Source organism: Acinetobacter sp. WCHA29 (genome assembly GCF_002165335.1).
Taxonomy (GTDB): Bacteria; Pseudomonadota; Gammaproteobacteria; order Pseudomonadales; family Moraxellaceae; genus Acinetobacter.
Genome location: NZ_NHRQ01000026.1, coordinates 18,563 through 33,331 on the forward strand (window position 1 = coordinate 18,563; position 14,769 = coordinate 33,331).

At 39.8% G+C, this 14,769-nt stretch carries 9 protein-coding genes and 1 pseudogene; 7 read left to right on the forward strand and 3 right to left on the reverse strand.

Going from position 1 to position 14,769, the window contains the following annotated elements; translation table 11 throughout:
• Position 1: 1 nt before the first annotated feature.
• Positions 2 to 3,151, forward strand: coding sequence for an efflux RND transporter permease subunit (locus CDG59_RS13290; RefSeq protein WP_087545713.1), 3,150 nt, complete (start codon positions 2 to 4; stop codon positions 3,149 to 3,151).
• 54 nt (positions 3,152 to 3,205) lie between these two features.
• On the opposite strand, the gene CDG59_RS13295 is transcribed toward CDG59_RS13290, so the two are convergent.
• Positions 3,206 to 3,694 carry a glutathione peroxidase gene (locus CDG59_RS13295; RefSeq protein ID WP_087545715.1) on the reverse strand — a complete coding sequence of 163 codons (489 nt, stop codon included), beginning with the start codon at positions 3,692 to 3,694 and terminating at the stop codon, positions 3,206 to 3,208.
• A complete protein-coding gene (msrB, locus tag CDG59_RS13300) occupies positions 3,691 to 4,110 on the reverse strand; it encodes a peptide-methionine (R)-S-oxide reductase MsrB (RefSeq protein ID WP_005160636.1) in 420 nt (139 codons plus the stop codon). Before msrB ends, CDG59_RS13295 begins: the two co-directional genes overlap by 4 nt.
• Before the next feature lie 238 nt (positions 4,111 to 4,348).
• On the opposite strand from msrB, the gene CDG59_RS13305 reads away from it, so the two are divergent.
• The 6 genes from CDG59_RS13305 to CDG59_RS13330 all read left to right on the forward strand — a co-directional run bounded on the left by CDG59_RS13305 (position 4,349) and on the right by CDG59_RS13330 (position 14,576).
• The gene (locus CDG59_RS13305) at positions 4,349 to 5,779 is read left to right on the forward strand and encodes a pyridoxal phosphate-dependent aminotransferase (RefSeq protein ID WP_087545716.1); all 1,431 of its coding nucleotides are present in this window, start codon (positions 4,349 to 4,351) and stop codon (positions 5,777 to 5,779) included.
• A gap of 414 nt (positions 5,780 to 6,193) precedes the next feature.
• Positions 6,194 to 9,757 (forward strand): DNA polymerase III subunit alpha, encoded by a 3,564-nt coding sequence (dnaE, locus tag CDG59_RS13310; protein WP_087545718.1) that lies wholly within the window; start codon positions 6,194 to 6,196, stop codon positions 9,755 to 9,757.
• 13 nt (positions 9,758 to 9,770) lie between these two features.
• Positions 9,771 to 10,613, forward strand: coding sequence for an RNA methyltransferase (locus CDG59_RS13315; RefSeq protein ID WP_087545719.1), 843 nt, complete (start codon positions 9,771 to 9,773; stop codon positions 10,611 to 10,613).
• Positions 10,606 to 11,418: a serine O-acetyltransferase gene (gene cysE, locus CDG59_RS13320; RefSeq protein ID WP_087545721.1), complete on the forward strand. Its 813-nt coding sequence runs from the start codon at positions 10,606 to 10,608 to the stop codon at positions 11,416 to 11,418. Before CDG59_RS13315 ends, cysE begins: the two co-directional genes overlap by 8 nt.
• A 114-nt stretch (positions 11,419 to 11,532) precedes the next feature.
• Positions 11,533 to 12,438, forward strand: coding sequence for an ABUW_2363 family tetratricopeptide repeat lipoprotein (locus CDG59_RS13325; protein ID WP_087545722.1), 906 nt, complete (start codon positions 11,533 to 11,535; stop codon positions 12,436 to 12,438).
• A gap of 119 nt (positions 12,439 to 12,557) precedes the next feature.
• The gene (locus CDG59_RS13330; RefSeq protein WP_005160649.1) at positions 12,558 to 14,576 is read left to right on the forward strand and encodes an esterase/lipase family protein; all 2,019 of its coding nucleotides are present in this window, start codon (positions 12,558 to 12,560) and stop codon (positions 14,574 to 14,576) included.
• Positions 14,577 to 14,625: 49 nt separating this feature from the next.
• Here the strand turns inward: CDG59_RS13330 and CDG59_RS15170 are convergent.
• Positions 14,626 to 14,769 (reverse strand): annotated as a pseudogene (locus CDG59_RS15170) (pyridine nucleotide-disulfide oxidoreductase); the annotation flags it as partial.

The following is a 14,769-nucleotide window of genomic DNA, read 5'->3' on the forward strand; positions in this document are numbered from 1 at the left end:
AATGAATTTCTCTGCTTGGTCAATCCGTAATCCAATTCCGGGCATTTTATTGTTTATCATGCTTGGTTTGGCAGGATTGTTATGTTTTAAATGGATGAAAATACAACAATTCCCAGATATTGAACTTCCGATGGTCACCGTAAGTGCGGCATTACCCGGCGCAGCCCCACCTCAACTTGAAACAGAAGTTGCACGTAAAATTGAAAACTCGATTGCCTCTTTGCAAGGTTTGAGAAATCAATACACCAATATTCAAGATGGTGTTGTTACGGTTACAGCAGAATTTCAACTTGAAAAACCGCTACAAGAAGCGGTTGATGATGTTCGTAATGCCGTATCACAGGTGAGATCCGATTTACCTGCTGATTTAAGAGATCCCATTGTTAGTAAAATAAATTTATCAGGCTCGCCAATTCTCACCTACACCATTCAATCACCGAAAATGGATGAAGAAGCACTGTCATGGTTCGTTGACTATGATATTGCACGTGCCATGTTACAAGTGAAAGGTGTCGGTGCGGTTGCCCGTGTAGGTGGTGTGACTCGTCAAGTTGAAGTTGAACTCGACCCTGAAAAATTACTGGCATTAAATGCAACTGCTACAGATATTACCCGTCAATTACGCTTGATTCAGCAAGACGCCTCAGGCGGTCAAACCAAAATTGGTGGCAGTGAACAATCCATTCGTACTATTGCAACCGTCAAAACAGCCGAAGAAATTGGGGCAATGGATATTGCGCTCAGTGATGGTCGCCATATTCGCCTTGATCAAGTTGCATCTATTCGTGATGGAATTGCAGAACGACGCTCTGCTGCATTACTGAATGGACAGCCTGTGATTGGCTTTGAAATTACCCGTAGCAAGGGTGCCAGTGAGGTTGATGTTGAGAAAGGTGTGATTGAAGCACTGGATAAAATCAAGGCTGCACATCCAGACATTAAAATTACAGAAGCTTTTAACTTTGTTAAACCCGTTGCTGACAACTATAAAGGTTCAATGTCGCTTCTTTATGAAGGGGCAATTTTAGCAATCTTGGTGGTTTGGCTATTTTTACGTGATTGGCGTGCAACAATTATCGCTGCAACTGCCCTACCACTGTCTATATTACCCGCCCTGATTGGGATGTATTACTTTGGATTTACCCTAAATACAGTGACTTTACTCGCCATGTCATTAGTGGTTGGTATCTTGGTTGATGATGCAATTGTAGAAATTGAAAATATTATTCGGCATCTGCGAATGGGAAAAACCCCGTATGAAGCAGCAATGGAAGCAGCGGATGAAATTGGTTTAGCAGTCATTGCAACAACGTTCACGTTAATTGCAGTATTTTTACCAACAGCGTTTATGAGTGGAATTGCAGGTAAGTTCTTTGTTCAATTCGGTTGGAGTGCTGCATTGGCAATTTTTGCTTCTCTATTAGTTGCACGCCTGCTTACACCAATGATGTCTGCTTACATTTTAAAACCATGGATAGGTCAAGTTGAAAAGCAAGATGAAACTTTAGATAAGCAATCAAAACTAGATCATGGTACAACAAAACTAACTAGAGATCGCGCCAACGATGGACGTGTCATGCGTGGCTATATGCGCCTGGTGACGTGGTGTTTAAACCATCGCTGGATCACGCTGTTTGGTGCAATCGCCTTTTTTGTTGGCTCAGTGATGCTGATTCCTTTACTACCTACGGGTTTCGTTCCACCACCTGATACAGGACAGACTCAAGTTCGTTTAGAGCTTGCACCCGGTTCGCAATTTGTTGACACCTTAAAAACAGCAGAATACGCACGTAATCTGATCAAAGATCATCCTGAAATCAAGAGTATATACACAACGATTGGTGGTGGTGCAGCAGGAACAGATCCTTTTTCAGGTGGCGCTTCAAGCGAACCAAGAAAAGCAACATTAACCATTCAGATTACTGGACGTTCTGATCGTAGTGCAAGTTTACAAGAGATTGAAAATCAGATTCGTCAGCGTTTAGCTCCATTGCCGGGTGCTCGAATACAAGTGGGTTTAGCTGGAAATAATAGTCAGTACCAACTTGCTCTTTCAGGTGATGATCCTGAAGCTTTAATGTCTACAGCACGTAAGCTTGAACGAGAATTACGCACTATTCCAAATATTGGGAGTATTACTTCAAGCGCGGCTTTAATTCGCCCGGAACTGGTAATTCGTCCTGATTTTGCTAAAGCTGCAGATTTAGGTGTGACCACCTACGATATTGCTGAAACTTTGCGTATCGCCACGGCTGGTGATTTTGATCAAAACTTGGCTAAATTAAACTTATCACAACGTCAAGTTCCCGTTGTGATTAAACTGCCTTTGGCTGCTCGCCAAGATCAGGAGTTAATGAAACGCTTGATGATCAAAGGCAGCCACGGCCCTGTGATGTTAGGGACGATTGCCGATGTGAATATTGAAAGTGGGCCATCGCAAATTGATCGTTTCAATCGTTTACGTAATATCAATTTTAATATCGAGCTGAATAATCAACCATTAGGTGATATTGCTGCTAAAGTTGACCAACTTCCAACCATGAAAAACCTACCACCAACGGTTAAACGTACCAATATTGGTGATGCTGAAGTCATGCAAGAGTTATTCTCAAGCTTTGGTTTAGCAATGTTGACAGGTGTATTGTGTATCTATGTTGTTCTGGTTCTTTTATTTAAAGACTTCCTACAACCGATCACTATTCTGGTCGCTCTACCTCTATCACTTGGTGGCGCATTCGTACTCTTACTTTTAGCAAAAAGTAGCTTCTCGATGCCAAGTTTGATCGGTTTGATTATGTTAATGGGAATTGCAAGTAAAAACTCGATTCTATTGGTCGATTACGCAATTATTGCGATAAAGGAAAAAGATTATTCTCGATTGAATGCGTTGTTGGATGCCTGCCATAAGCGAGCACGCCCAATTATCATGACAACTCTAGCAATGGGCGCAGGTATGTTACCGATTGCATTAGGGATTGGAACAGACCCAAGTTTCCGTGCACCAATGGCAATTTCGGTGATTGGTGGATTGATTACCAGTACATTCCTATCTTTATTGGTGATTCCTGTAGTCTATACGTTCATTGATGATATCAATCGTAAACTACACAGCTTTAGAAAAGCAAAGCCCACATCAATTGAGCAGTCTTAAGCAATATTCCAACAAAAAAGACGGTCAAATGACCGTCTTTTTTGTTGTTCAATACTATTTTTTTGCTAATGCATTTTCAATATCCGCCTCCAAAGCTTCAGGCTTGGTGGTCGGTGCGTAACGTCCTAAAACCTCACCATTGCGCCCAACCAAAAATTTGGTGAAGTTCCATTTAATATTCTGACTTCCCAAAATTCCCTTTGCTTCACGCGTTAGAAATCGAAAAATAACATGTGCTTCAGGACCTTTTACATCGACCTTAGCAAACATTGGAAAACTTACACCATAATTTCTTTGACAGAATGCGCCAATTTCTTTATTCGTGCCGGGATCCTGACCACCAAATTGGTTACAAGGGAACCCTAAAACTTCTAAGCCTTGAGCTTTATATTTTTCATACAACTTTTCAAGTCCTGCAAATTGTGGTGTAAAACCACACTTACTTGCCGTATTTACAATCAGCATGACCTTGCCTTTATAATCAGCGAGCGCTTTTGTTTCTCCCTCTAACAATTCAGCTTCAAACTGATAAATGCTACTCATGGATAGGTTTCCTCGTCATTCTTTTCTTCTGTTTTAAGTTGTAATGATGCCGAATTCACGCAATAACGCAGTCCTGTCGGCTGTGGACCATCCTCAAACACATGACCCAAATGTGCATCGCAATCATGGCAGACAATTTCCGTTCTGACCATACCATGCGATAAATCTTCATGTTCTTCTATTGCAACAGCATCAATTGGTCTATAAAAACTTGGCCATCCACAACCGCTATCGTATTTCGTTTCAGATGAAAAGAGTTCTGCACCACAACATCGGCAGACATAAATACCATGCTGTTTGTTATTCCAATATTGCCCTGTAAATGCTGGTTCTGTGCCTTTTTGACGAGTAATACGATATTCTTCTGGTGATAGTTCTCTTTGCCATTCCCGCTCTGTTTTATTGACTTTTCCCATAATCTACACCTTTTATTCTGATGTTAAAAATATCTCGATGATCAGGTTTTATATTTACGCCATTCATAACAAAAACTCTAGTCTCATAACGTACAATTTAGTGAAATTTAAGCATTAATTTTTAATAGCAAAAAGAAAGCAATTTTAAATTTAAAGGTAAGCAAATTTTAACAAAACTATCTTTCTCGTAAGCAAAGATAGTGTTATTCTTGTTTGGCACGGTTGTATAGGACAAAAAATGTCTCAGAAAAAAAGTGTGGTTTTTCAAAAACTCTTACCAACAATCAAACAATATCAACAATCAGGTTTTACCTATGAAAAAATTGTTGAATTACTTAGAGATCAACATGATCTAGATTTGGTAAGTGTCGAAACCTTTAAAAGTTATTTATACCGATATGCAAAAGTGAATCCAGCTATGTCTAAAAATACTGTTACATCCCACTCTGCTCAATCAAATCGTGAAATTAAGAAATCATCGAAACTTGAGCATGTTTGCTACGACATTCGTGGACCAGTATTACGCGCCGCCAATGAAATGGAGGAGCAAGGACACAAAATCATTAAGCTCAATATCGGCAACCCTGCACCTTTTGGTTTTGAAGCTCCACAAGAAATTATCAATGATGTTGCATTAAACCTACCGAATGCGATTGGTTATACAGACTCCAAAGGGATTTTCCCTGCGCGTAAAGCCATTTGCCAGTATTATCAGCAAAAAGGCGTTTTTGATATGCACGTTAATGATGTGTATGTCGGAAATGGCGTGTCTGAACTGATTGTGATGGCGATGCAAGGCTTATTAAACGATGGCGATGAAATGCTCGTTCCTATGCCTGACTATCCATTATGGACAGCAGCAGTTAATCTGTCTGGTGGTAAAGCTGTTCATTATAAATGTGATGAAGAAAACTATTGGTATCCTGATCTTGGGGATATGGAAAGCAAAATCACAGCAAATACGCGTGGTATTGTCATTATCAATCCAAACAACCCAACAGGTTCTGTTTACCCACGTCATGTATTGGAGCAAATTGTTGCTTTAGCTAAAAAGCATGACTTAATTTTGTTTGCAGATGAAATCTACGACAAAATCGTTTATGACGGCATTGAGCATGTTGCTGTTGCAGCTTTGGCTGGCAATCAACTTTGCATTTCATTTAATGGTTTATCAAAAGCCTATCGTATTGCTGGTTATCGTGCAGGTTGGATGGCGATCACAGGTGATAAATCACGTGCTGCAGACTATATTGAAGGTTTAGACATGCTTGCTTCAATGCGTTTGTGTGCGAATCATCAAGCACAATATGCAATTCAAACTGCACTCGGTGGTTATCAATCTATCAATGATTTAATTCGTCCAGGCGGTCGTCTGTATGAACAACGTAATATTGCTTGGGAAATGTTAAATGAGATTCCTGGCGTAAGTTGTGTTAAGCCTGAGGGTGCAATGTACTGTTTCCCAAAACTTGATCCTGAGATCTATCCGATTGAAGACGATGAGAAATTGATGTTGGAGTTATTAAAGGCTGAAAAAGTTTTGTTGGTTCAAGGTACAGGTTTTAATTGGCCAAGCCCAGATCATTTCCGTGTAGTGTTCTTACCTGCTGAAAATGAGCTACGTGAAGCAATTAATCGTTTAAGCCGTTTCTTGGCGAAAATGCGTTAAACAAAATTAGTAATAAAAAAGGAAGCAAATCGCTTCCTTTCTTAAGATATATACTCAAGTTAATGGCTTAGAGTAATTTAATTGGCATTGGCTTTGTTGCACAAAGCTGTTCTTGACTAAAAGATACATCCTCAGCTTGAGCTAAAGAAATTGCGCTTATACTTAATAATATTGAAAATACGATATTCTTTAATTTCATTCTTGAACCTGCTTTGGTACATTTTTATGCAGATACATTCTAGCGGTCAAACAACTTAAGTAAATGTATATCTATATTTCCATATAAATCAAAAGTTAATTTTTATTAATTTATAAAAAGCACAGAACAAATAGACAGTTTGCCAAAATATTAAGCATGCCATTTTCGGTTTGCATGCTAAACTATGCGTTGCTTTGAAAAAGGATAGTCCTTCTATGCGGTTTGTTCATCTCGGTATCCATACAGAATTTTCGATTACGGAATCGATTGTTCGCATACCTGATTTGGTCAAAGCTGCCGTTAAAGATGACATGCCTGCGCTTGCATTAACAGACTTATCCAACTTGCACGCTGCGGTGAAATTTTATGAAGCTTGTTTAAAAAAAGGCATTAAACCTGTTTTAGGCAGTGTCATTCGACTAAATGACGCAGAGCACCGCGCAACCTTATTAGCTATGAGCAGTAAAGGTTGGCGAAATCTAACCGAAATCGTATCTCGGGGCTTTATTGAAGGACAACAACTTAGTATCCCATGCGTACAAAAAGAATGGATACTTGAACAATCAGAACATTTAATTGTATTGCTTGGACAGCATAGTGATGTTGGCAAAATGCTGTGTTCATCCAATCCACAAAAAGCAGAACCTTTATTAGAAGCATGGATTGAAAAGTTTGGTAATCGTGTTTATTTAGCATTAACACGTACTGAACGTGTTGGTGAAGAAGATTTTATTCAACAAGCCGTTAAACTCGCTGCTAAATATCAAATTGGTGTCGTTGCACATAATGATGTTCACTTTGTTGAACAAGATGATTTTGAAGCACATGAAGCACGTGTGTGTATTGCCGATGGTTATGTCCTTGGTGACGATAAACGTCCTAAGAATTATAGCTCTGAACAGTACTTTAAAACTGGTGAGCAAATGTCTGAGCTATTTTCAGACATACCTAGTGCCATTGAAAATACCTACCATATTGCCAAACGTTGTAATCTTACCTTACAACTCGGGACTTATTTCTTACCTGATTTCCCGATCCCAGATGGCTATACCATCGACACTTATTTCGAACATTTATCTCGTACAGGCTTGGAAGAACGCTTAAATCACCTTTACCCTATTGCTGAACGTGATGAAGATTGGGTTGAAATTCGTAAACCTTATGATGATCGTATCAAGTACGAAGTTGATATTATTTTAAAAATGGGTTTTCCGGGTTACTTCCTGATCGTCATGGACTTTATTCAATGGGCCAAAAATAATGGTGTGCCTGTAGGTCCTGGCCGTGGTTCGGGTGCTGGTTCATTAGTTGCCTACAGTTTAAAAATTACTGATCTAGATCCATTACGTTATGATTTGCTTTTCGAACGTTTCTTAAACCCTGAACGTGTCTCAATGCCCGATTTTGACGTCGATTTTTGTATCGCAGGTCGTGACCGAGTGATCGAATATGTCGCACAAAAATACGGTCGTGAAGCCGTTTCACAGATTGCGACTTTTGGTACGATGGCTGCAAAAGGCGCAATCCGAGATGTTGCACGTGTCTTAGGCAAGTCTTATGGTCTGGCTGACCGTATTTCCAAAATGATTCCGACCAAGCCGCTTGGCGTTGATCTAGTCACTGCGATTGACATGGAACCACAGCTCAAAGACATCGTGACCAACCCATCAAACCCTGATAATGATGATGCTGCTGAAATTTGGGAAATGGCACTTAAGCTCGAAGGCATTACACGAAACACAGGGAAACACGCAGGTGGTGTAGTCATTGCACCCGGAAAAATTACCGATTATTCAGCGGTACTGTGTGAAGCAGATGGAACAAGTCGTGTTGCGCAATACGATAAAGATGATGTTGAAGCTGCAGGTCTGGTTAAATTTGACTTCTTAGGTTTGCGTAACCTCACAGTTATTGAAGATGCCGTTCAAAATATTAATAAAAGAATCAAATCTGAAATTCCTCTCGAAATTGCAAATGTTCCATTAGATGACAAGGATGCTTATTTAGTCTTTGCGGACGCAAATACAACTGCGGTGTTCCAGTTTGAATCCGTCGGCATGAAAAAAATGCTCAAGGAAGCAAGACCGAGTAAATTTGAAGAAATTATTGCTTTCGTTTCTTTATACCGCCCCGGTCCAATGGATCTAATTCCAGACTTTATCCATCGTATGCATGGTGGTGAGTTCGAATATCTACATCCATTGCTAGAAAGTGTATTGGAACCTACCTACGGAATTATGGTTTACCAAGAACAGGTGATGCAGGCGGCACAGTTCTGCGCAGGCTATACGCTTGGTGGTGCAGATTTGCTTCGCCGTGCCATGGGTAAAAAGAAACCTGAAGAAATGGTTAAACAGCGCCAAATCTTTATTGAAGGTGCTGCAAAAAAAGAGATTGATGAAGCAACAGCAAACCATATCTTCGACTATATGGAAAAGTTCGCAGGTTATGGATTTAACAAATCACATGCTGCAGCCTATGCCCTTGTTGCCTATCACACTGCATGGTTAAAAGCACATTATCCTTCAGAATTTATGGCGGCGGTTTTATCATCAGAAATGCAGAATACTGACAGTATCGTATTCTTAATTGATGACTGCCGTAATAATAAATTAGAAGTGCTACCGCCTTCCGTAAATATGTCTTTGTATCATTTCCACGCCAGTGATGAAAAAACCATTGTTTATGGTCTCGGTGCAATTAAAGGCGTCGGTGAACAAGCGATGCAATCAGTCATCGACTCACGCATCAATGAAGGTCCATACAAGGATTTATTTGACTTCTGTCATCGAATCGACCTGAAAAAAATCAATAAACGTACTTTAGAAGCCTTAATTCGTGCAGGTGCATTGGATTGTTTAGGCATTGAACGTTCAAGCTTAATGGCTCAATTGCCTGAAGCTGTTCAAGCGGCTGAACAAGCACGAAGTAACCGCGAAACGGGTATCATGGATTTATTTGGTGAGGTTGAAGAAGTTCAACGCAAACCTGCTAAACCTGTGAAACCGTGGTCAGACGAAGTTCGCCTTAAAGGTGAAAAAGATACGCTTGGATTGTATCTCACTGGTCATCCGATTGATGTCTATCGTCCAGAATTAAAATCGTTTATTCCAGCAAAATTAAATGAACTAACACCTACTCGTCGTGGTGTCACGACCGTCTTTGCTGGTTTAGTCGTTGATATTGCCAACTTCCCGAACCGTATCATGATTACACTAGATGATGGTACTGCTCGTGTGGAAATCAGCTGTAATCATGAGCGTTTTCAACGTTATAAAGAAATCATTCGTCTAGAACAAGTCATTGTTATCGAAGGCGAAATCTACGAACGTGAAGGCTTTGATCGCCCAATGGCGCGTTTAAGTAAAGCGTTTAATTTAAATGAAATCCGCCAAAAGCGTGCCCAAAGTATTCAAATTCGTCTCCCTCAAGATTTAATGACCAAATCTTTAGCCAACGATTTACAGGCAATTTTATTACCTTATTGCAATGTCGATATGTGTCAGCATATTGCTTTACAAATCCAACTTGAACAAAGCTTTGCGACAGCAGAGTTGCATCTAGGTCCGCAATGGAAAGTCGCACCTTTAGATGAATTGCTAGGCAAGCTACGTGATTATTTTGGTAAAGACGCGATTTTTATTGAATATCAAGTGAAGTCAAAAGCTGCAAAGGTAGCAGAAGCGCCTAAAGCAACGACAGTTGCACCACCACCTGAAAACATGTCTATGGATGAAGCACTTGATCTGTATCAAGCTGAAATCTCTCAATACTCTTAATTTTGGATGATATATGAATCTGTTTGACTCAAATAACGTGTCCAAACACTTGGATCATGTGCGTATTGTGATGGTCAATACCACCCTACCAGCCAATATTGGTAGTGCCTTACGTGCAATGAAAACGATGGGTTTATCTCAACTCGTTTTAGTTGCTCCTAAAACCTATCCACACCCAGATATTGATGCTTTAGCAGCGGGTGCACAGGATTTAATTGAAAAAATTGAAATTGTTGATACTTTAGAGCAGGCTATTCAAGACTGTCATCTCGTGTTTGGAACTAGCGCACGTAGCCGTACCATTCCATGGCCGTTACTGGACGTACGTCCTGCTGCAAAAGAAGCGTTACAAGCTGCAACTCAACAACAAAATATCGCTATTGTTTTTGGTCGTGAAGACCGTGGTCTCACCAATGAAGAACTTGCTTTAGCCAATTATCACTTAACCATCCCAGTTAATCCTGAGTATGGTGTTTTAAATGTCGCACAAGCGATTCAAGTCATTTGTTATGAGTTGAGAATGGCCGCACTCGAACAAAATACGCAACAAATGACTGTTGTTCCAGATGATCACATGCAACTTAAACAACAACAGAGCATGGAATGGGATGAGCCATTAGTAACACAAAAACAAATGGAAGAATTCTATCCTCATCTAGAAAAAATGCTGACTGAAATCGAATTTTTAGATCCAAATAATCCTCGCTTACTTCCATTACGCTTGCGTCGCCTGTTCGGAAGGATACAATTAGATCGTATGGAATATCATTTATTGCGCGGAATTTTCAGCCGCGTGCAGGCTTTAGCCAAAGGCTCATGGAAACAAACCAATTCGGAGGATCATGCCAATGATTAAACAGCTTAAAGAAGATATTCAGGCTGTATTTGCACGTGATCCTGCTGCTCGAAATACACTCGAAGTTCTAACCACCTATCCTGGTATTCATGCTTTGATCATGCATCGTATGGCACATGAGCTTTGGAAAAAAGAGTACAAAGGTACAGCACGTTTACTCTCTTCATTTAGCCGCTTTGCAACAGGAATTGAAATCCATCCTGGCGCAAAAATTGGCAAACGTTTCTTCATTGATCATGGCATGGGTGTGGTGATTGGTGAAACTGCCGAAATTGGTGATGATGTTACTCTTTATCATGGAGTAACGCTTGGCGGCACGACATGGAATAAAGGCAAGCGCCACCCCACGCTTGAAGATGGTGTGGTGGTGGGCGCAGGTGCTAAAATCCTCGGTCCCTTTACCGTCCATAAAGGTGCAAAAGTCGGTTCAAATGCGGTTGTGACCAAAGAAGTTCCTGAGGGCGTAACCGCCGTTGGCAACCCTGCACGATACATTTTCAAGGATAAAACCCAGATTGAGCAGGATGAAGCACGCCGCCGTGATTATGCTGAAAGCATCGGTTTCCAGCCTTATGCCACCACTCAGGATCAGTCAGACCCAATTTTAGAAGGTATTCGTGTTTTACTGGATCGGATGCAGCAAAATGAAAAGCGCATGAATACCCTTTGCATGCGCCTCTCGCTACTGGACCCAACATTTAACGGTCAAAAACAGAAGACCCAGCCATTTAGTAAAGAAGAACTTAAAATTATTGAAGAAGTTAGACGTGAATGTGAAGCTCAGAGCAAAACTTCTTCGAACTAATCCAATTTATAAAAAATGTAACAAGCTTCTCGTTGCAAGTTGGTTTTGCTTTTCCTAGACTGGTAAAACCAACGACCGACCTAGTTAATTCACTAAAATTAATGGATGTAAAGCATGAATTTTAAGCCTTTGGCATTACTTGTACTTTCAACTTCTGTTTTAACTGCATGTAGTACACCACCTCCTGTAAAAAAAGAAGTTGCGGCACCCCAACCTTTTGTTTTTAAAGAACCAGACCCAACACCACCTTTTTATGCCTTGAATCCAGTTAATTATGATGCGCCACCAAGTTTTGAGCTTGCAATTAAGGATGCAACAGCACAGCCTGTGACCAAAATGGTGGTAAGCCTACAGAATGACCCATCAAAATCAACCACACTTGAAGTGAACAAACTGATTGTGCCAACGGTCAACAGCAAACAGCGCAACATGAGATATGCCGTGCTTGCAGGCGATAATGAAGTTGATGTGACTGAAATTGATGATTTCCTGCAACTGGTTGAAGGCAAGGCCCGTCACTATCCACCACGTTTTACAGAACGCCAAGAACGTAAAGGTTATGAGGCAAAACTTCGCGAAATTACGCAGAAACTCGATGCTTTAGCAGAAAAGCCCAATGCTTCTCTGGATGTACTTACTCGTGCATTTAAAGCAAGCGTTATGGCACGTAATATGGACTTAGGTACAGCCTATACAACAAAATCTCTCAACTACGCACAGCGTATTCTTGCGATCAGTCCAAATGACCCTGAAACTAATTTCTGGTTTGGTTTTGGTCTATCTGAAGGTGGCGGTCAACGTGAAGCGATTCCATATCTAGATAAAGCGATTAAAGGCGGTGTACAAGAAGCCTATCTTTCTGCCGCAAATAACTATTTATGGTTAGAGCAAAAGAAAAATGCGATTCAAACACTCAAAAATTATAAAATTAATTATCCTGATGAAGCCGAAGTTGCAGATCAACTTATCAAAGAAGTTGAATCTGGAAAACGTTGGAATGTTTGGCAAGTCCTAAATTAAAGATTTGTGATTTTGTAAAAATAGACTGTTCAGAACAGTCTATTTTTTTAAGTTGATTGAAAAAACATCTTTTTTTCGTATTATAGCTAGAATCTTCCAGCTAAATTTGCTCCTTGATAATGCAAGCATCTAATTCAAACAAATATCTATTTGCCTTTACGCTGTTATCAACTATTGCTTTAAATGGCTGTCAGGTCGTTAGCCTCAAGCAACAAGCGGTTGATGTCACCCTAGCCAATGAACGTAATAGTATAGTAACTCAGAAAAAGTTAAGTGAAGCAAGCCTGAATGTCTTATCGATGTCAGGTAAAGAAGCAAAAATTTGTATGCAATCTCCGAATGAATGCATTGCAGATCTACACAAAATTCCTCAGATTCAAGACGAACAATTATTGTCGACAGCCAGTGAACTATATCTTGCTAAAGCCATGTCACTGTCGGACTCATCAGAATGTAAAATCAGTAAATTGTCTAAACACAAACCTGCTGATGAACAAAAGCTCATTCAGCAAAATTATGAACGTTGTTTAGATCAGCAGCTTGAAGCTTTGGATAAAAGTATTCGTTATAGTTATGCCTATTTATTCAAAACATCACGTCAGCCACAAGAACGACTTTTTGATAACCGCCAAGTACAAATTCGAGATTTCTACAATCAGGCACTTACTCAATTGGTGAATGGTCATCGTTTAAGGAATCCATCGACCAATCTTACCCCAACGATTAAAATTGGAAAAAGTACTTATACAATTGATATTCAAGCATATCAACGCCTACAAAATATGAAACTGGAAAAATTCATTTCCAGTTATAACATGAATTTTTCTGGATTAAGGGCGATTAACCGCCGTGATGGTTTCGGTTCTGATTTTGTCGCAGTTTTTCCATCGACCGACTCATCATCACAAGAAAATAAATATATTCTTAATCCTTTAACGCATGATTATCCTAAAGGGATAAATCCGAATATTCATAAAGCACGTTATTTAGCAGCCACAATTATTGCTCAACCTAAAAAATCGAATGCAACGATAGAAGATGTTTTAACAAACCCGAATTTTGAAATTAAGGTTTATGATCCTTATAGCGTTGAGAAAGTAGAGATTGCAGGTAAACCATATTCATTAGCAGCAAATTTTTCTGCACCCTATGGTTTATGGCTAGCAGAAAACAATTTAGGTGCGGCTGCATATTTGACCTTAATTGACCGCGATCAGCATTTGGCAATGCCGCATATATACATGCTGGAACCCTATAACCCGAATAAGAAAATCATTGTATTAGTACATGGTCTAGCAAGTAGCCCTGAAGCATGGATTGCGGTAACTAATGACATTATGGGTGATGCAATATTAAGAGAACATTATCAAGTTTGGCAAATTTTTTACTCTACCAATATGCCAATTTTGGAAAGCCGTTTTCAAATTTATGCTTTATTAAAACAAGCATTTGGTTCACTTAATCCCAAAGATGCAGCAGCCCAAGATGCAGTTTTAATTGGGCATAGCATGGGTGGAATTATTAGTCGACTTTTGGTGAGTGATGCAGATATTTCTAAACAAGCTTTAGAATTGATGAATAATCGCCAACAAACACGTCTAAGAAAACACCCTGTCATTGGTGAAAGACTCAAAATGAAACCAATTGAAAATTTTGATCGAGCTATTTTTCTCGCAGCACCACACCGAGGTACAGATTATGCAGACCGATGGTTTACTTTAGCAGCAAGAAAAATTATTAAAATTCCTGCAACTTTCTTAACGACCCTTGCAGATACGCTGACCAGTTATGATGTTGATTTAAAAGACTTTGTCAAAACACTAACGAATGATGTCATTCAAAATGGACCAAGTGATCTAAGTAAAAAATCTAAATTTATGGAACTGACAGCTAGTATCCCACCCGAAAAAGGCTTAGTTTTTCATTCTATTATGGGCAATATTACTAAAAGTGATGATCCAAATGTCATTACAGACGGGATTGTTCCTTATAAGAGTGCACATTTAGATGGTGCTGTTTCCGAAAAGATCTTCACGGGTGGTCACTCTATTCAAGAAACGCCCGAAGCTGTGTTAGAACTTCGTCGCATCTTACGCCAACATTTAGTTGATCATGGTTTATATAAACCGAAGAATTAAGCACAATAAAAAAAGCCCCAAACAATTGGGGCTTTTTTAATCAAATCATTTACACATCAGAGCGAATCATATAATCAAAAGCGGATAGAGACGCTTTGGCACCTTCACCTGTCGCGATGATGATTTGCTTGTAAGGCACGGTGGTACAGTCACCCGCAGCAAATACACCTTTGACATTGGTTTCATTACGATC